Source organism: Acrocarpospora macrocephala (assembly GCF_009687865.1).
Taxonomy (GTDB): Bacteria; Actinomycetota; Actinomycetes; order Streptosporangiales; family Streptosporangiaceae; genus Acrocarpospora; species Acrocarpospora macrocephala.
Window position 1 is genome coordinate 1 of sequence record NZ_BLAE01000122.1, and the last position, 17214, is coordinate 17214.

19 protein-coding genes and 2 pseudogenes are annotated in these 17214 nt (G+C 68.6%); 9 read left to right on the plus strand and 12 right to left on the minus strand.

Annotation, left to right across the window (positions count from 1 at the left end):
* Together Amac_RS54330 and Amac_RS52275 are read left to right on the plus strand one after the other, a co-directional pair.
* Nucleotides 1-345: pseudogene (locus Amac_RS54330) on the plus strand (lanthionine synthetase C family protein); the annotation flags it as partial.
* Nucleotides 346-364: 19 nt separating this feature from the next.
* Nucleotides 365-1132, plus strand: a complete 768-nt coding sequence (locus Amac_RS52275; RefSeq protein WP_155361881.1) for a thiopeptide-type bacteriocin biosynthesis protein — start codon at nt 365-367, stop codon at nt 1130-1132.
* Here the strand turns inward: Amac_RS52275 and Amac_RS52280 are convergent.
* Complete coding sequence (locus tag Amac_RS52280; protein ID WP_155345200.1) at nt 1110-1829, minus strand: GntR family transcriptional regulator; 720 nt, start codon at nt 1827-1829, stop codon at nt 1110-1112. The two genes, Amac_RS52275 and Amac_RS52280, sit on opposite strands and share 23 nt — an antisense overlap.
* Nucleotides 1826-2974, minus strand: a complete 1149-nt coding sequence (locus tag Amac_RS52285) for an 8-amino-7-oxononanoate synthase (protein ID WP_155361882.1) — start codon at nt 2972-2974, stop codon at nt 1826-1828. The genes Amac_RS52280 and Amac_RS52285 overlap by 4 nt, the downstream gene beginning before the upstream one ends.
* A gap of 67 nt (nt 2975-3041) precedes the next feature.
* Between Amac_RS52285 and Amac_RS52290 the strand changes: the two genes are divergently transcribed.
* The gene (locus tag Amac_RS52290; protein WP_155361883.1) at nt 3042-4499 is read left to right on the plus strand and encodes a PAS domain-containing sensor histidine kinase; all 1458 of its coding nucleotides are present in this window, start codon (nt 3042-3044) and stop codon (nt 4497-4499) included.
* 171 nt (nt 4500-4670) lie between these two features.
* Here the strand turns inward: Amac_RS52290 and Amac_RS52295 are convergent, their stop codons facing one another.
* Nucleotides 4671-4925, minus strand: a complete 255-nt coding sequence (locus Amac_RS52295) for a WhiB family transcriptional regulator (RefSeq protein ID WP_155361884.1) — start codon at nt 4923-4925, stop codon at nt 4671-4673.
* Nucleotides 4926-5197: 272 nt separating this feature from the next.
* Nucleotides 5198-6166, minus strand: a complete 969-nt coding sequence (locus Amac_RS52300) for a diacylglycerol/lipid kinase family protein (RefSeq protein ID WP_155361885.1) — start codon at nt 6164-6166, stop codon at nt 5198-5200.
* Between the two features lie 50 nt (nt 6167-6216).
* Here Amac_RS52300 and Amac_RS52305 point away from each other — a divergent pair, with 50 nt between their 5' ends.
* On the plus strand, nt 6217-6579 hold the full coding sequence (locus Amac_RS52305) for a hypothetical protein (RefSeq protein WP_155361886.1): 363 nt from the start codon (nt 6217-6219) through the stop codon (nt 6577-6579).
* Nucleotides 6580-6645: 66 nt separating this feature from the next.
* On the opposite strand, the gene Amac_RS52310 is transcribed toward Amac_RS52305, so the two are convergent.
* Nucleotides 6646-7011 carry a hypothetical protein gene (locus tag Amac_RS52310; RefSeq protein ID WP_155361887.1) on the minus strand — a complete coding sequence of 122 codons (366 nt, stop codon included), beginning with the start codon at nt 7009-7011 and terminating at the stop codon, nt 6646-6648.
* Between the two features lie 214 nt (nt 7012-7225).
* Between Amac_RS52310 and Amac_RS52315 the strand changes: the two genes are divergently transcribed.
* Both Amac_RS52315 and Amac_RS52320 read left to right on the plus strand, forming a co-directional pair.
* Nucleotides 7226-8137: a hypothetical protein gene (locus Amac_RS52315; RefSeq protein ID WP_155361888.1), complete on the plus strand. Its 912-nt coding sequence runs from the start codon at nt 7226-7228 to the stop codon at nt 8135-8137.
* A 70-nt stretch (nt 8138-8207) separates the two neighbouring features.
* On the plus strand, nt 8208-8588 hold the full coding sequence (locus tag Amac_RS52320) for a roadblock/LC7 domain-containing protein (protein ID WP_155361889.1): 381 nt from the start codon (nt 8208-8210) through the stop codon (nt 8586-8588).
* Nucleotides 8589-8631: 43 nt separating this feature from the next.
* Here the strand turns inward: Amac_RS52320 and Amac_RS52325 are convergent, their stop codons facing one another.
* The 3 genes from Amac_RS52325 to sodN form a co-directional block, all read right to left on the minus strand.
* The gene (locus Amac_RS52325) at nt 8632-9411 is read right to left on the minus strand and encodes an RNA polymerase sigma factor SigF (RefSeq protein WP_174889826.1); all 780 of its coding nucleotides are present in this window, start codon (nt 9409-9411) and stop codon (nt 8632-8634) included.
* A 17-nt stretch (nt 9412-9428) separates the two neighbouring features.
* Nucleotides 9429-9851, minus strand: a complete 423-nt coding sequence (locus Amac_RS52330) for an ATP-binding protein (protein ID WP_155340433.1) — start codon at nt 9849-9851, stop codon at nt 9429-9431.
* A 160-nt stretch (nt 9852-10011) separates the two neighbouring features.
* Nucleotides 10012-10398, minus strand: coding sequence for a superoxide dismutase, Ni (gene sodN, locus Amac_RS52335; RefSeq protein WP_155361890.1), 387 nt, complete (start codon nt 10396-10398; stop codon nt 10012-10014).
* 63 nt (nt 10399-10461) lie between these two features.
* On the opposite strand from sodN, the gene Amac_RS52340 reads away from it, so the two are divergent.
* A complete protein-coding gene (locus Amac_RS52340) occupies nt 10462-10761 on the plus strand; it encodes a S24 family peptidase (protein WP_155361891.1) in 300 nt (99 codons plus the stop codon).
* Here Amac_RS52340 and Amac_RS52345 read toward each other — a convergent pair.
* On the minus strand, nt 10742-11269 hold the full coding sequence (locus tag Amac_RS52345) for a CGNR zinc finger domain-containing protein (protein WP_155345211.1): 528 nt from the start codon (nt 11267-11269) through the stop codon (nt 10742-10744). The two genes, Amac_RS52340 and Amac_RS52345, sit on opposite strands and share 20 nt — an antisense overlap.
* A 276-nt stretch (nt 11270-11545) precedes the next feature.
* On the opposite strand from Amac_RS52345, the gene Amac_RS52350 reads away from it, so the two are divergent.
* A complete protein-coding gene (locus tag Amac_RS52350; RefSeq protein ID WP_155361892.1) occupies nt 11546-12721 on the plus strand; it encodes an NAD(P)-dependent malic enzyme in 1176 nt (391 codons plus the stop codon).
* A 61-nt stretch (nt 12722-12782) separates the two neighbouring features.
* Nucleotides 12783-14150 (plus strand): NsdA family TPR-like regulatory protein, encoded by a 1368-nt coding sequence (locus tag Amac_RS52355; RefSeq protein WP_155361893.1) that lies wholly within the window; start codon nt 12783-12785, stop codon nt 14148-14150.
* On the opposite strand, the gene Amac_RS52360 is transcribed toward Amac_RS52355, so the two are convergent.
* The 3 genes and pseudogenes from Amac_RS52360 to Amac_RS54335 all read right to left on the minus strand — a co-directional run.
* Nucleotides 14143-15234: a trypsin-like serine peptidase gene (locus tag Amac_RS52360; RefSeq protein ID WP_155361894.1), complete on the minus strand. Its 1092-nt coding sequence runs from the start codon at nt 15232-15234 to the stop codon at nt 14143-14145. The two genes, Amac_RS52355 and Amac_RS52360, sit on opposite strands and share 8 nt — an antisense overlap.
* A gap of 158 nt (nt 15235-15392) precedes the next feature.
* On the minus strand, nt 15393-16607 hold the full coding sequence (locus Amac_RS52365; protein ID WP_155361895.1) for a trypsin-like serine peptidase: 1215 nt from the start codon (nt 16605-16607) through the stop codon (nt 15393-15395).
* Nucleotides 16608-17006: 399 nt separating this feature from the next.
* Nucleotides 17007-17214, minus strand: a pseudogene (locus Amac_RS54335) (trypsin-like serine peptidase); the annotation flags it as partial.

The following is a 17214-nucleotide window of genomic DNA, read 5'->3' on the forward strand; positions in this document are numbered from 1 at the left end:
CCCGGCATAGCCCGAGCGCAGCAGCTCGCAGCGCGCGCCACCGGAGATCTCACGCGGCAGCGGAAGGCCGAGGCAGCGTTCGTCGGCTGCGTGAACGACCCCGCTCAGCTAAGCCGGATCACCGACCGCGGCCTCTGCCACGGAACGGCGGGCCTGCTCATGACCGCGCGGCGGATGGCCGAGGACGCGCTGAAGGAGATCCCCGTCCCGATGCTCTCCGAGCTGCACAGGAACACCATCGTCCCGGCCGATGGGCCCACCGGCTTCCTGATCGGCACGGCCGGTGCCGATCTCGCCCGCCACCCCGCCGTGACCAGGTGGGACGCCAGCCTTCTGCTGGTCTGATCGAAAGGCATTCACCCCCATGAGTGACACACCTTGGAAGCAGGTGAACATCATCTACCGCATGGAGGATCGGGAACGGGAGGCGGTCGCTCACCTCTCCCCGGCACTCGCCGCCGCCGAAGCCGCTGGCCTCATCTCGTCCTGGTTCTTCATCCGCAAACAGCAATGGCGCATCCGCTACCTGCCAGCGGACGGAGGCGCGGAGCACGCTCTCGCCCACATCACCCAAGGCGTCCGTTGGGTAAGTGGCATCTACGAGCCGGAGATCCACGCTTTCGGCGGACCCGAGAGTATGGACGCCGCGCACGCCCTGTGGCATGCCGACAGCCGCGACATCCTCTCCCACGTCAGCGCGGGACGTGGCGACCGGCGAGAGTTGTCGCTGCTGCGGTGCACCGCGATGATGCGGGCGGCCGGGCTCGACCTGTACGAACAGGGAGACGTCTGGGCGCGGGTGGCCGATCACCGTCCAGTCGATCCCGCACACCTCCCCGACTCGCGTACCTGGACGGCATTCACCGAAGACGTCCGTTGGTTCCTCACGGGCAGGGCGAAGCCCCATGCGTCCACAACGGCGGCGTTCGAGGACGCGGGTGCGGCCCTGAACACGCTCATGCGCGACGGAGCCTTGACACGCGGAATCCGTGCGGTGATCGCCCACCATGTCCTGTTTCACTGGAATCGCTTCGGTTTCTCCCAGCGGACCCAGGCCACGATCGCGCAGGCGGCGAAAGAGGCTGTTTTCGGGAGCCGGAGAGGCGGAGCTATGGGCGGCGTAGCCGGGTGACGAATTTGTAGCGGTCGCCTCGGTAGAGGGATTGGGCCCATTCGACGGGGTTGCCGTCGGCGTCGAAGGCGTGGCGGGTGAGGAGGAGCATGGGGAGGCCGACGTCTACGCCGAGGACCTGGGCGTCGTAGGGGGTGGCGAGGACGGTTTCGATGATTTCCTCGGCGTCGGTGAGGCGGACGCTGTAGGCGTTGTGGAGGGTTTCGTAGAGGGAGGGGTGGCCTTCGAGTTCGCGGCGGAGGCGGGGGAAGCGGCGGGCGGACAGGTGGGTGGTGTCGATGGACATGGGTTCGCCGTTGGCGAGGCGGAGGCGGTGGATGCGCAGGACGCGGCCGCCGGGGTTGATGGCGAGGCGGCGGCCGAGGGCCTCGTCGGCGGTGATGTAGCTGATGTCCAGGATCTTGGTGTCGGGTTCGAGGCCGACGGTGCGCAGGTCCTGGATGTAGGAGGTGAGCTGGAGGACCTGGGCGACCTTGGGCTGGGCGACGAAGGTGCCCTTGCCCTGGATGCGGAGCAGGCGGCCCTCGACGACCAGCTCGGTGAGCGCCTGCCGTACCGTCGTGCGGGAGGTTTCGAAGCGGACGGCGAGCGTGCGCTCCGGCGGGAGGGCGCTGCCGGCCGACAGGCTCTTGGTCAGTTCGAGCAGGCTGCGCTTGACGTCGTAGTACTTCGGCACCCGGGGAGTGTCTTCAGTCACGCGGTCACCTTCGTTCCGGCCACGGCGGCGAGCGCGCGCCCGATCACCGCGAGATCATCGCACCCCAGATTGGCCCGAGCGGTCAACCTTAGACAAGAGCGACCTTGCGGGACGGATGGGGGGCGGAAACATCCGACTCGTACCCCATGCTCGGCGCACAATGCGGCGGCGGCCAGCGCGGCCTGGGGCGCGCCGAGCACCACGGGCACCACGGCGGCGGCTGGATCCGCGCTCTCCAGGCCGAGTTCGCGGGCTAGCGCGGCCAGCTCCCGGGCTCGGGCCCTGGCCTGTTCCGGCAGGTCAGCGTCCTGCTCCAGGATATCGACCGCGGCCAGCGCGGCCCCGGCGCAGGCGGGCGCGAGGCCGGTGTCGAAGATGAAGGAGCGGCCGGTGTCGATCAGCGTGTCGATGACGTCGGGCCCGCCCAGCACGGCGCCGCCCTGCGCGCCCAGGGACTTCGACAACGTGACGGTTCTCACAATTGTAGGATTCCCCGCAAGTCCGGCTTCGTGCACCGCGCCGCGTCCGTGTTCGCCGACCACGCCGAGCGCGTGCGCCTCGTCCACGACCAGCAGCGCCCCATGCCGTACGGCTGCCGCGTACAACCCCGGCAGCGGCGCCAGATCCCCGTCCACCGAGAACACCGCGTCGGTGACCACGACCGCGCGCTCCTCGGCACGCTCCCGCAACGCCTGCTCCACGGCGGCCACATCCCCGTGCGGCGTGACCACGACCCGGGCCCTGGCCAGCCGGCAGGCGTCCACGATCGACGCGTGGTTGCCCGCGTCGGAGACCACGAGGCCGCCGCGCCCCAGCGTCGCCACCGCGGCCAGGTTGGCCAGGTAGCCGGAGGAGAACACCAGCGCCCTGGGCGCCAGCGTGAAGGCGGCGAGCCGCTCCTCCAGCTCGGCGTGGAGCAGCGTGGTCCCGGTGACCAGGCGGGACCCGGTCGAGCCCGTGCCCCACTCCCGGGTGGCCCGCACGGCGGCCTCGACCAGGCGCGGATCCCGGGACAGGCCCAGATAGTCGTTGGAGGCCAGATCGAGCAGCCCGTCGTGGCCGGGGTCGCGCGGGCGCAGGATTCGCCGCAGCCCGGCCCGCTCGCGTGCCGCCGTGTCCGCCCGCAACTGGTCCAGGGGTTTCATGCAGGCATCTTGCCAGGTCGTGTATGTCGATTCGCTTTCGACCCGGCGTAGCACGCATCATGCACAGGTGCCCACCCTTAGCGATCTGGTCGTCAAACACAGTGCACTCGACGCGGCCGACCTCGAATGGATGCACTCGCTGGTCTCGGACTGGCAGTTGCTCGCCGACCTGTCCTTCGCCGATCTGATCCTGTGGATCCCCGGCAGGGACGGGTGGATCGCGGTCGCCCAGATGCGCCCGACCACCGGTCCCACCGTCTATCACGACGACGTCGTCGGCTCGGTGGTGGCCAAGGGGGAGCGGCCGCTGATCGAGACGGCCTGGAACGAGCGCCGGATCTGCCGGGAGGGCGACCCCGACTGGTCGACCGGGGTGCCGGTGCGGGAGGAGACGATCCCGGTGCGGCGGTCGCTGGAGGGCGACTTCATCGCGGTCATCCAGCGGTCCACGAACCTGTCGTCGGCGCGTACGCCGTCGCGGTTGGAGCTCACCTACCTGCAGAGCGCCTCGGATCTGGCCCAGATGGTGTCGGAGGGGCGGTTCCCGTTCGCGGAGGCCGAGCCGATGCTGGTCAGGTCGCCCCGGGTGGGGGACGGGCTGCTGCGGCTCGATCGGGCCGGGCGGGTGACGTACGCGTCGCCGAACGCGCTGTCGGCCTACCGGCGGCTGGGGCTGCACGCCGATCTGGTCGGCTCGGAGCTGGGCAAGACGACGGCGGACCTCTGCTACCGGGATGAGCCGATCAACGAGGATCTGATGCTGGTGGCCAGCGGGAAGGCGCCGCGCGAGACCGAGGTGGAGAAGGGCGGCACGGTCGTGCAGCTGCGGGCCATCCCGCTGATCGTGGGCGGCGGGCGGATCGGCGCGCTGGTCCTGGTCCGGGATGTGACCGAGCTGCGGCGGCGGGAGCGCGAGCTGCTCACCAAGGACGCCACCATCCGGGAGATCCACCACCGGGTCAAGAACAACCTGCAGACGGTGGCGGCGCTGCTGCGGCTGCAGGCGCGCCGGATGCGCATGCCGGAAGGGCGGGAGGCGCTGGAGGAGGCGGTCCGGCGGGTCGGCTCCATCGCGATCGTGCACGAGACGCTGGCCCAGATGCCGGAGGAACTGGTCGAGTTCGACGACATCGCGGATCGGGTCATCCAGATGACCGCGGAGGTGTCGGTCACGCCCGCCATGGTCCGGCGGGTGGGATCGTTCGGCATCCTGCCGGCGGCGGTGGCGACGCCGATCGCGATGGTCCTCACCGAGCTGCTGCAGAACGCGGTCGAGCACGGCTTCGCGCATCAGACCGGAAAGGTGGAGGTGCTCGTCTCGCGCGATCAGGACCTGCTGGAGGTGGTCGTCGCCGACGAGGGCCGTGGTTTGCCGGATGATTTCGATTTGGAGGTCAGCGCCAACCTCGGCTTGCAGATCGTACGGACGCTGGTGGTGGGAGAATTGTCGGGCCGGTTGGGGATCGCGCCTCGACCGGAGGGCGGTACGGAGGTCTCGCTCAGCATTCCGGTCAGCCCGGCGTGAGCAGTGTTTATGGCCGATCCTCCGGATCGGCGGGCTTGGCCGCCTTCAGCCTGCGTCTTCCCTCGTCACTCCGGCCGCTTCGCGACCTGCGTTCCTCAGTCCAGACACAGGCGCGCCCAAGCCGGAACATACGACTAATGGTGCGGAGGTTACCCGCATTCCATAAAGCTATTAGGCGTTGGCGCGGGCGCGGGCTCTAGCCACGCGGCGCTTCACGGCGCGGCGTTCGTCTTCGCTCAAGCCGCCCCAGACGCCGGCGTCCTGGCCGGATTCGAGGGCCCACTTGAGGCAGTGCTCGCTGACCGTGCACGCTCGGCAGACGGCCTTGGCCTCTTCGATCTGCATCAGCGCGGGCCCGGTGTTGCCGATCGGGAAGAACAGCTCGGGGTCCACGTCACGGCAGGCAGCGCGGTGGCGCCAGTCCATGCGTTCCACTCCTTCGTAAGTGGAGCCTCCGCGGCTCCTGCACCTTTGTGAACTCTTTCACTAACTGAGGCGAACGCTTGCCCCCCGGAGTCGGGGCCAGTGTCCGCGATTGATCGCCGGGGACCCCCCGGAAGCTGTGGCTCCCGCAAAGGTCCTACGTTCCGACGTCGCGTTCAGCCTTTCAGGCACCTCTAGCGCACACAAGAGGTTTGGGAGAACGTTTTGCCGGTTATGGCTGTCGGATGCGTCACACTATGACGGCATGTAACGGGCTAGACCAGAACTTGTAACGCGTCCGGGATAGAGCGAAAAACCACCCGTTCGCGTTCGCCCAGGTAATCGCCGTCGAGCTGGAAAGCGACCGGCCGTTCCGCCGACAGGGTGAACTCGGCCTCGTCATGCGCCTGCACGAGGTGTTTACCTGCCGGCAACCCAGAACGCTCTCCGACGATCTGCCGGACGAGCTTCAGCATGGCAGGCAACCCCATGCGCTGCAGGCCGATCAGGTCCAAACCCGTATCGAATCCCGCCCACGGCGTCGGATTGACCGGACGGTTGCCGATATACGTCCACGGCGCCGTGTTCGACACGATCGCCAGGAAGATCCCGCGATCGTCGGCGAAGTTCGGCCGCCGCAGGGTCATCGCGGGATGCCGCCGGTCGGTCATGAAGTAGTGCCGCAGCGCGGTGTGCACATACAGCGTCGGCGACGCCCGGTAACCCGCGCTCCGCAGGCCTTCCACCGCCCTGATGACCTCGGCGTCGTAGCCGAGCCCGGCGCAGAAGGTGAAGTACCGCGACCCGCCGCCCCCTGTCGGCAGCCCGCCGTTCCCCAGGGTCTCGTCCAGGTCCCAGGTCGCCTGCCCCAGGCTGATCGTCCGGCGGCGGCCGTCGCGCAGGGCCTCCAGGACGGCGCCGGTGGCCTCGATCGGGTGGTTCGGCAGGCCCAGCGCCCGGGCCAGCACGTTCGCGCTGCCCCCCGGGATGATGATGAGCGCGGGCCGCACCTCATCGGCCATCAGCCCGTTGGCCACCTCGTTGACCGTGCCGTCCCCGCCCAGTACGGCTACCGCGTCGAAACCCTTGGCCCCGGCCGTACTCGCCAGGACGGCGGCGTGGCCGCGATAGCCGGTTTCCTCGACGGTGAGGTCCACCGCGGCGCCCAGCGCCCGGATGAGCACGTCGCGGGAGCGCCGGTTGGTGGAGGTCGCCTTGGGATTGACCAGGAGTAGAGCCCGCATGCCTGAAGGTTAGACCAGCGGTAGGGTCGGCAACTGTGTCGAATCGTCCGGTGACCTTGACCGTGGCAGCCGCCGTCCTGGCCCTCGAAGGCCTGACCGCCCTGGTGTGGGGGGTTTACGTCGGCTACGAGATCGTGATCGGCAAGGCCGAGGATGTGCCGAGCGCGCTCGCGCTGGCCGGGTTCTGCGTCGCGGTGGGAGCCGGTTTCGGCTGGGTGGCCCTGGCCGTGCTGCGCGCGCTGCGGTGGAGCCGCGGCCCGGCCGTGGTGGCCCAGATCTTCCTGATCCCGCTGGCGGTCAACCTGATCCAGGCCGAGCAGTACGGGTGGGGGATCCCCCTGGTGGCCGCCGCCGCGATCGCCCTGGTCACGCTGCTCGCCCCGCAGTCCACCCGGGCCCTGATGGACGAGTGACGGGCCCCGCCGGGCAGTCCCCCACTGATCGCCATGAGGATCGGCACTGCCCAGCCGGGCGGGGGATCAGAGCGAGAGTTCGCGCTCGATGCGCTTGAGGTGGTGGCGGGCCAGCGCCAGGTTGGCGCGCTCCCGGTCCAGGACCAGGTAGAGGAAGAGCTGCCCGCCTGGTGCGGCCAGCAGCCGGATGATGTGGTACTGCTTGTTCAGCGTGATGAGGATGTCCTCGATCGTGTCGTCGAGCGCCAGCGAGGCCATGGTCCGCAGCTTGGCGCGGACCACATCGGTGTTACCGGCGGCCGCTACCTCCAGATCGAGGCCCCGCCCCCCGCCGATCGTCCCGAGCGACATGCCGCTCCCGTAGTCCACCAGCGCCGCGCCCAGCGCGCCGTCGATGGCCATGGCTTCCTTCAGTGCGGTTTCGATGTTCATAGAGCTCTTTCGACTCAGCGCATGACCCAGAAGATTCGCCCCCATATAGGGGGATTTTTAGTGTCACCCGCTCTTGCAGTTGTAGGGACATAAAGTACTCTTGCGGCCTCAGATAGTGAAGGGGACATAGTGTGCAGAGTGACAACCCATCCGGATAGGACCCTCTGACCAAACCTCGACCCCCCCGACCGGCACCATCACGCAGGACGTCAACGTGAACGGGCAATACTCCACCGGCCTCTCCACCCCCACCACCGCGTCGTTGGACGACCTCGGCCCAGTCGGGACGATGTTGCGCGAGCACGGGCGAGCCAAACTCTCCGGCCTGCTGCGCATCAGCGGCAGCCCCGGGGGAACCGTGTTCCTCCGCGACGGCCTGGTCGTGGCCGCGTCGACCCCCGCCTCGCCGGGACCCGAATCGCTCCTGCTGCGCTCGGGCCGGGTCAGCGAGGAAGCCTGGAACCTGGCCTTCACCGCCGGCGCCCCGTCCGGTCACCTGGCCGCCGAACTGGTCGCGCAGAGCGCCATCGGCACGGCCGGGCTCGAGGTGGTGTGCCTGTCCGCGATCTTCGACGCGGTGTTCGCGATGGAGCTGTTCGGCGTGGAGACCTGCGAGCCCGAGACGACCGGGCCGCACGGGCTGCTCCCGCCGTTACCGGTGCTCCCCGGGATCACCACCGATCGTCTGGTCCGGGATCTGAGCCGCCGGATGGCCATGACCGCGGCGTGGCAGGAGATCGGTGTCTACCCGCAGTGCCGCCCGGTGGCGATCCGGCCGCTTCCCGAGTCCTCCCTGCAGGTCGAGAAGATCCGCCAGGACGTGCTGCTCAAGTGCAACGGGCGCAGAACCCCCCGCGACATCGCCTTCGTGCTCGGCCAGGGCCTGTACGTGGTCATGCAGGAGATCGCCTCACTGGCGGAGGCCGGCCTGCTGGAACCGAGCCTGCCGGGAGCACCCAAGAAGGTGTCCGCCGAAGACCCGACAAAGCCCCCGGGGCTGCCGCAGCGCCGCCGGGGCACCAGCAAGGTCGGCAAAGCTCTGCCGCAACGCCCCGACCGCCCGACGATCGAGCCGCGCATCCCACCTGACCTCACGGTGCGCCCTGAGGAAAACCCGGAGACCTGACACCTGTCCACGAGGCCGTACGAGGGCGGCCCTGCACCACTTCCCGCACCAAGAAATAGAAGGTCAGAACATGGCGCACGACGCGTTACTTTCCGAGTTGCATTCGCTGCGCGACCAGGTCACCGGGGTGATGGAGTCCGCCGTCGCCACCGTCGACGGGCTGCTGGTCGTCGCCGACACCGATGGAGCCCAGCCGGAGGTGGTGTCCGCGCTCGCCGCCGCCACACTGGGCCTGGGCAAGCGCACGGGGCACGAGGTCGGCATGGGCGAGCTGCGCGAGGTGGTGATCCGCTGTCGCGGCGGGTACATCGTCGTCTACGCGGTGGGACAGGTCGCGTTGCTCGCGGTGCTGGCCGACGAGGGCCTCGACGTCACCCGCCTGCACATCGAGTCCCGCCCCGCCGTGGAACGTCTTGGCGCCCTGCTGACCAAGGAGCACAGCGCGAACTGAGGGGGGACAGGCTCAACCGCGCGCACCTCGCGTGCGCGCGGTCTCAGTCCTCGGCCGTGAGGCCCTCGCGGAGCTGGGTGAGCGTGCGGGCCAGCAACCGCGAGACGTGCATCTGCGAGATGCCCAGTTCGGTGGCGATCTGGGATTGGGTCATGTTGCCGAAGAACCGGAGCAGCAGGATGCGCTTCTCGCGCGGCGGCAGCCGTTCGAGCAGGGGTTTCAGCGACTCGCGGTATTCGACGCCCTCCAGCGACTCATCCACGATGCCCAGCGAGTCGGACACGGCGGGCGCGTCGTCGTCGCCCGAGTCGGGCGCGTCCAGGGAGACCGTGGAGTAGGCGTTCGCCGACTCCAGGCCCTCCAGGACCTCTTCCTCGGTCATCTGCAGGTGCGCGGCCAGCTCGGCCACGGTGGGCGCGCGGCCCTCCCGCTGGGAGAGCTCGCTGATCGCCTTGGTCAGCGACAGCTTGAGCTCCTGCAGGCGGCGCGGCACCCGGACCGCCCAGCCCTTGTCCCGGAAGTGCCGCTTGATCTCGCCGACGATGGTCGGTGTCGCGTACGTCGAGAACTCCACGCCCCGGGCCAGGTCGAACCGGTCGATCGACTTGATCAGGCCGATCGTGGCCACCTGGGTCAGGTCGTCGAGCCACTCGCCGCGGTTGCGGAACCTGCGGGCCAGATACTCCACCAGCGGCAGGTGAAGCTCGACGAGCTCGTCGCGGATACGCTGGCGGCGCGGGTCGTCAGTCGGCAGCTCCGCCAGCTCTCCGAAGAGCGTGCGCGCGCGCACCCGATCCGGCACGCCGGAGTCGCTGGAGGCCATGGCACGGGTCCTTTCCGTCACGCCGGCCTCGCCGCGCCTCGCCGCTTGCGCAGCACGATCGCCATGTGATCGGGGGAGTCGGACACGGCGTCGACGTCGTCGGCGAGTGCGGTGAGCACCATCCAGGCGAAGTCATCGCGTTTGGGCTCGGCGATCCCGACCGTGCTGACCTCGACCCGGATCGACATCTCCTGCCCGGTCAGCTCGAATTCAGCCGTGAGATCGGTGCCGGGCACCGCCTGCCTGAGCAGCATGGCGCACGCCTCGTCCACCGCGATCCGCAGGTCCTCGATCTCGTCGAGCGTGAAATCGAGCCGCGCCGCGAGGCCGGCCGTAGCCGTTCTCAGCACGGACAGATAGGCGCTGGCCGCGGGCAGCCGGACGCTCACCGCGTCCCTGATCCCGGCCAGATCCCCTGTGACATCAGTTGCGTCGGTCACGTTCCTCCTCGCCCTGCCGGCCCGAGTTCTGTGGGGGGCCGCTTCCCTGCAACCTACCGCCATCAGCACCGGATTGCTCGGCTTGGACGCGCCGATGCCCGAAATGCGAGGACCCCGCACCATTTCATGCGGGGTCCGTGGCAAAAAGGCGAGGTTTGCCCTACGCTGCCTTGGTCTCCCAGAAGATCTTGGAGATCTCGTCGATCTTGGCGAGCAGGTCGTCGGCCTTGCCGACGTCTACCGTGCCCTTCGCGCCGGCCGCGCCGGCCAGCTTGGTCGCGTCCCAGAACAGCTGGTGGAGCTGCGGATAGGTCTCCAGGTGCGGCGGCTTGAAGTAGTCCGTCCACAGCACCCACAGGTGGTGCTTGACGAGCTCGGCCCGCTCCTCCTTGATGTTGAGAGCACGCGCGCGGAACACCGGGTCCTCATTGTCGGCGTACTTGGCCATGATGGCCTTGACCGACTCGGCCTCGATACGGGCCTGCGCGGGGTCGTAGACCCCGCACGGCAGGTCACAATGGGCCGATGCCACATGCATGGCAAGCATCGGGGTTTCCTTTCCTCGGACTGGCTACAACATCCGACCCTACTCCCCTCGCCGAGGCTGATCATGTTCACCACCGTCCGAGTGGCCGGGGACTCGATGTTGCCGGTTCTCCGCCCAGGTGACTGCCTGCTCGTACGGCCCGGAGCCCCGATCCGGGAGGGGGATCTGGTCATCGCCCGCCGCCCGCACGGCCTGATCGTGAAGCGCGCCTTCCGCCGGACGGAGGAGGGCTGGTGGCTGGAGAGCGACAACCAGAGCGCGCCCGGCCGCCAGGACAGCTGGGACTTCGGCGCGGTCCCCGACCAGGACATCCTCGGCCGCGTCCTGTTCCGCTACTGGCCGCTCAGGCGTTCCGCTTCCTAGCCCGGTACGCGGCGACATTCGCCCGGCTCGCACACCGCTCCGAGCAATACCGCCGGGACTTGTTGGACGAGGTGTCCAGATAGGCGTTCCGGCACGGCGGCGCCTGGCAGATCCCCAGCCGATCCGCCCCCAGTCCGGTCACCACGCTGGCCAGCCCCATCACCGACCCGACCGCCACGGTGTCGGCCACCCGGCCACCCTCGGTCAGGTGCATGTGCCAAGACTGCCCATCATGACCGGAAATTTGCGGATGAACCGGGTGCCGTACCAGAAGGCCGTTGAGGCGCTCGACCACGTCCGCCTCATCCCCTTGCGAGGCCGACTCGAACACCCCGGTGAGCTCTTCCCTGAGCTCGCAAATAGCGTCCAGATCGCGCCGCGTCGCCCGCGCGGCCGCCTCGGTCCTCCCCGTCTCCGCAAGAAGATCGCGAAGCGCTTCGAGGCTCCTCAGCTCGTACTTTCTGTTGACCAGAAGGACGGCGAGTTCTGCATAAGACGTCAGATCCACCGTGAGACCTTGTAAGAAGTGACTCCGGACTTTGAGTATTACATGGTTCGAGAAAGTTCCATAGGTCTTACGAGGTCGATAAATCCTCATCGGATGGGCCAGCACCCCGGCGGGGGTCGGCCATCTCAGCATGTGGCACAATCGAGCGCACGCGGGTGACCCCCGTACCCCGTCAGGAGACACCGTCAACGGCGACGGCCGAGGGGCATAACCCATGCCTGGGCCCTCGTTCTCTTGCGCTGTCTAACGTGCTTTCTAGACAAACTGGGGTCATCAATGACTGCTTCCCTCGACGCGCTTGATCTGGATCCGGCGTTCGCCCTGCATCGGGGCGGCAAGCTGGAAGTCCGCTCCACCATTCCTGTGCGCAACGCGGACGACCTGGCCCTGGCGTACACGCCGGGGGTTGCGCGGGTCTGCAGCGCCATCGCCGACAATCCGGACCTGGCCAACGACTACACCTGGGCGTCCAACGTGGTCGCCGTGGTCTCCGACGGCACCGCCGTGCTCGGGCTCGGCGACATCGGGCCCGCCGCGGCCATGCCCGTCATGGAGGGCAAGGCGCTGCTGTTCAAGGAGTTCGGCGGGGTCGACTCGGTGCCGATCTGCCTGGCCTGCACCGACGTGGACGAGATCGTCGAGACGGTCGCGCGGCTGGCGCCCTCCTTCGGCGGGATCAACCTGGAGGACATCAGCGCGCCGCGCTGCTTCGAGATCGAGGAGCGGCTGCGCGACCTGCTGAGCATCCCGGTCTTCCACGACGACCAGCACGGCACCGCGATCGTGGTGCTGGCCGCGCTGCGCAGCGCCGCCCGGCTGACCGGCCGCCCGCTGTCGGAGCTGCGCGCGGTGGTGGCCGGCGCGGGCGCGTCCGGGGTCGCGGTCACCCGGATCCTGGTCAACGCCGGGATCGGCGACATCGCGGTGGCCGACAGCAAGGGTCTGATCTTCGAGGGCCGGGAGGGCATGAACCCGGTCAAGGACGCGCTGGCCAGGGACACCAACCGGCTCGGGCTTAAGGGCTCCACCGAGCAGGCGCTGGCCGGGGCCGACGTCTTCGTGGGCCTGTCCGGCGCGACCGTCTCCGAGACGGCCATCGCGGGCATGGCGGCCGGCTCGATCGTGTTCGCGCTGTCCAACCCGACCCCGGAAGTGCACCCGGAGATCGCCGCGAAGTATGCCACCGTGGTCGCCACCGGCCGGTCCGACTTCCCGAACCAGATCAACAACGTGCTCGCCTTCCCCGGCGTCTTCCGCGGCGCGCTGGACGTGCGGGCCAGCACGATCACCGAGAACATGAAGGTGGCCGCCGCCACCGCGCTGGCCGACGTGGTCGGCGACGAGGTGGCCGCCGACTACATCATCCCCTCGCCGTTCGACATCCGGGTGGCCCCCGCGGTGACGGCCGCGGTGGCGCGCCAGGCCAGGATCGACGGGGTCGCGCGCAAGTAAATTTGAGATTCCTTTAACGGAAGGTGCTATAACAAAAGCTCTCCGTCACCGGGGGAGAGCGATGCGACGCGAGCCCAATCCGTTACTGCACCGGCACATCGCCGAGGCGGGCCTGTCCCACAAGGGGCTGGCCCGCCGGTTGAACGACCTCGGGCAGGCCCGCGGCCTGCTCGGGCTCCGGTATGACCACAGTTCGGTGCTGCGCTGGATCAGCGGCCAGCGGCCGCGCGACCCGGTGCCCGGGCTCCTTGCCGAGATCTTCTCGCTGCGCCTGGGCCGCCCGGTCTCCGCCGAGGACATCGGGATGCCCCGCACGGCGACCCCCCTCGACCTCGGACAGGAATTCTCCCACTCGTGGCAGGAGGGCGTGCGGATCGTGACTGCACTCTGGCGGGCCGACGTGGAAAGACGCCGGTTCCTGATCGACTCCACGTTCGCGATCGGCGCGGGTTCCGCGGGGATCGTGCGCTGGCTGACCTTCCCGGAAGACGAGCGGCCCGCCGCGAGCGGCGCCCGCCGGGTGGGCGCCTCCGACGTCGCCGCGATCCGGGAGGTCACCCGCTCGTTCGGCGAGCTGGACAACCGTTTCGGCGGCGGCCGGGTCCGCGCCGCTGTCGTGAAATATCTGGACACGGGGGTCGCGCCGCTGCTGTCCGGCTCGTACGGCGAAGCCACCGGCAAAGCCCTGGCCGGAGCCGCCGCCGAACTCACCCGCCTGGCCGGCTGGATGGCCTACGACCTGGAGCAGCACGGCCTGGCCCAGCGCTACCTGATCCAGGCGCTCCGGTTAGCCCGCCGGGCCGGGGACAACGGCCTGGGCGGCGAGATCCTGGCGGGCATGAGCCACCAGGCCATCTACGTCGGCCAGCCCCGGCACGGCCTCGACCTGGCCAGGGCCGCCCTGGTGGCCGCCCGCGACTCCGGCGTGCCCTCGCTGCTGGCCGAGGCGCACACCCTGGAGGCCCACGCGCACGCGCTGCTGGCCGAGCCCGCCGCGTGCGCGACCGCCCTGCACGCGGCCGAGCTGGCCTTCGACCGGCGGGTCGGCGGGAGCGAGCCGGAGTGGATCGGCTACTTCGACGAGGCTTATCTGGCGGCCAAGTTCGCCCAGTGTTTCCGCGATCTCGGCGAGGGCCCGCACGCGGTCCGGCACGCGACCCGATCGCTGGAGATGGACGGGCGCTACGTGCGCGGCCGGATGTTCAACCTGACCCTGCTGGCCTCGGCGCACGTGCTGGAGGGCGAGGTGGAGCAGGCCTGCGTGGTGGCCGCGGAGGCGGTGTCGCTGGGGGAGGGCCTGGAATCGGCCAGGACCCGGTCCTCGTTCGCGGACCTGTGCCGGCGGCTGGAGCCGTACGAGCGGGAGCCCGCGGTGGCGGCGGTGCTGGACCGGGGCCCGGCCTGGACCGGGCCCCGGGCGGTTACTTGACCTCGGTGAGGCCGAGGGTGCCGTCCTTCTTGACGATCGAGCCCGACCACAGCGGGGCCGCGGCCTTGTAGACGCTGTAGGTCTCGCTGTCGAAGTAGGGCGAGGTGATCAGGTCGCTGCGCAGGTTGCCGTCGGTGTCGCCGCCGAGGCTGGTGACGCCGTTGAGGTAGCCGAGGCGGCGGTTGGAGCTGTAGCCGATGATCCACGGGCCGCCCGAGGCGCCGCCGGTCATCGAGCACCGCAGCGCCAGGTGCTCCTCCACCTTCACGCTCGACTCCACCTGCGGGTAGGTGGGCTTGCCGTAGCAGAACTTGAGCGTGTGACCGGTGTAGGCGTAGTCGCCGTCCTCGTGCGCGGCGGTGGGGTAGCCGAACACGTAGGTGGCCTTGCCGACCTTCTGGTTGTAGGCCAGGCCCTGGCCGCCGACCTTGGTGCCCAGCGGCCCGACGTCGATCCAGCGGTCCTTGTCCCTGGCGATGCCGTTGTAGACGGTGACGAAGGCGTAGTCGCGGTCGGCGTCCTCGTAGACGTCCCAGTCGTAGTGGGTGAACGCCTGCTTGCCGACGTACACACCCCAGGGTGCTTTGCCCTGGTAGTAGCCGGGCACGAAGACCCACTTGTCGGCCACGCTCTGGTTGCCCACCGGGTCGTAGACGCAGTGCCCGGCCGTGGCGACCAGGTTCTTGTACGTCGACTGCACCGAGGACGCCGAGCAGGAGTAGAGATCCTCGCCGAGCACGAAGAACACCCGGCCCGCCGTCTTGGGCAGGTTGACGTTCTTGGTCCTGGCGGCGACGGCCGGGATGTCGGCGGTGGCCGGCACGATGCCCGGCTTGCCGTCGGCGGCGGGGCCGCCGGTGGAGACGTGCTTGGGCACGCGCTTGTGCTCAAGGCCGAAGGGGTCGGCGGCCTTGAAGTTGGCGCCGCCGTCAGCGGTCCAGAATTCCAGGGTCGCCCCGGCGTTGGCGGCCGTGTTCAACTTCGCGGAGGTGGTGACCTTCGGCGCCGCGGTCGCGATGCCCGCGAACGAGGCGGCCAGCAGGCCACCGGCGGCCAGGCAGCCGCCTAAGGGAAGAAGCTTCAAGAGGGGTTCGCTCCTCGCGCTGTACGTGGGACGCCACATGGGCCCCATGCGTCAGTAAAGGGATGGAAAGGAACTTACCTCACAAGTGATCGTGACATAAGCGGAGATCATGAAAAGGGCCCGGCCAACCGGCCGAGCCCTTCCCCATGGCCAGACGTTTAGGCGATCGAGCCCGACCACATGTTCTTGGCCGCGCTGTAGACGCCGTAGGCCTCACCGTCGAAGTACGGGGAGACCGAGGTGTCGATCCGCAGGTTGCCGTCGGTGTCGGAGACGGCGCTGGTGACGCCGTTCAGGTAGCCGAGACGGCGGGTGTTCTTGTACTGCAGCAGCCAGGCCGAACCCAGCGAGCCCTGACCGGTGAAGCTGGACTTGACGCCCTGGAGCTCCTCGGCCTTGCGGGCGGCGGCCGTGGCGGCGAAGGTCTTGCCGTACGACCACTTCAGGGTCTTGCCGGAGTAGGCGTAGTTGCCGTCCGGGTGGGACCCGCTCGGGTAGCCGAAGACGAAGACGTTCTTGCCCAGCTTCTGGTTGTAGGCCAGACCCTGCCCGCCGACGTTGTCGCCGAGGCGACCGGCGTCGGTGAACTTGCGGAAGTAGAACTTGCCGCCCTCGGTCTTCTTGAAGCCCTTCCAGATGTCCGCCTTGTTGTAGATCTCGGCGGTGACTTCCTTCCAGTCGGTCGGGGTCACGGACGGCACGTACGGCGTGCCGGTCTCGCCCGGCCGCGGGACGTACTTGATGCCGTTGTACACGGTGACGAACGCGTAGTCGCGGTCGCCGTCCTCGTACACGTCGAAGTCGTAGTGGGTGAAGGCCTGCTTGCCCACGTACAGACCCCAGGGGAGCTTGCCCTGGTAGTAACCGGGGACGAAGACCCACTGGTCGAGCGTGGCGCTGTTGGTCTCCGTGTCGTAGACACAGCGCCCCGCGGTCGCGACGAGGTTGCGGTAAGTCGACTGCACGGAGGTGGCGGTGCACCAGCGCGCGTCCGGCTTGGAGTCCGCGTCGGAACCGTCGGGAACGGTGAAGAACACCTTGCCCGTGGTCTTGGGCAGGTTGACGTTCTTCGAGGTGGAGGTGGACTTCTTCTCGTCGCCAATGGCCGGGACGACGCCTGGTTTGCTGTCCGCCGCCGGGCCACCACTCGAAACGTGCTTGGCCGCGACTTTGGTCTCCACGTTGTACGGCGTGGCGCCGATGAGGTTTTCCGCCTGGTTGCCCAGCCAGAAGGCGGCAACGTTGTAGGCCGCGATACCGGAGGTCGCCAGCGGGTCGCTGGCGACGTCGGACACGGCCGAGGCGGGCTGGCTGACGAGCGCGGTGGCGAGAAGGCCGGCCGCGACGCCACCCAGAGCGAGGGTGCGCTTCAAGGGTGTGCTCCTTGGTCTGTCGTGGGACGGCTCATGCGTCCCGTACGTCAGGAAAGGGATATCCGGGAACTTACAGCCCGGATCTTGAGAAGAGGAGCCATTCGGACATGCCCGTGCGCCACCCCAGGCGCGTTACCTTTTCGTGACTTGTCAGGATTTTGTGTCAAGTCGTGATGCTTCAGCGATGTTTGGCCAGATGGTTGACTGGATGATGACTCTGGCGTCCGAGATAATCTTGTGACAAGAGTGACCTGGGCGATCGCATGTGTGTGATGTAAATCACATCGTTCTGATGGCACCGATCTGGCGGCTGTTACGTCTAAAGAGCCCGATCAAGGAGCTCCACAACAGAAAAGGCCCGGCCGAGAGGCCGGGCCCTTCCTTACCGCTTGGCGATCGCTACGCGATCGAGCCCGACCACAGGTTCTTGGCCGCGCTGTAGACGCCGAACAGCTCACCGTCGAAGTACGGGGAGACGCTGGTGTCGTAGCGGTTGTTGCTGTCGGTGTCGGAGACGCCGATGGTCACACCGTTCAGGTAGCCGAGACGGCGGGTGTTCTTGTACCCGACCAGCCACGACGAGCCCAGCGCGCCCTCACCGGTGAAG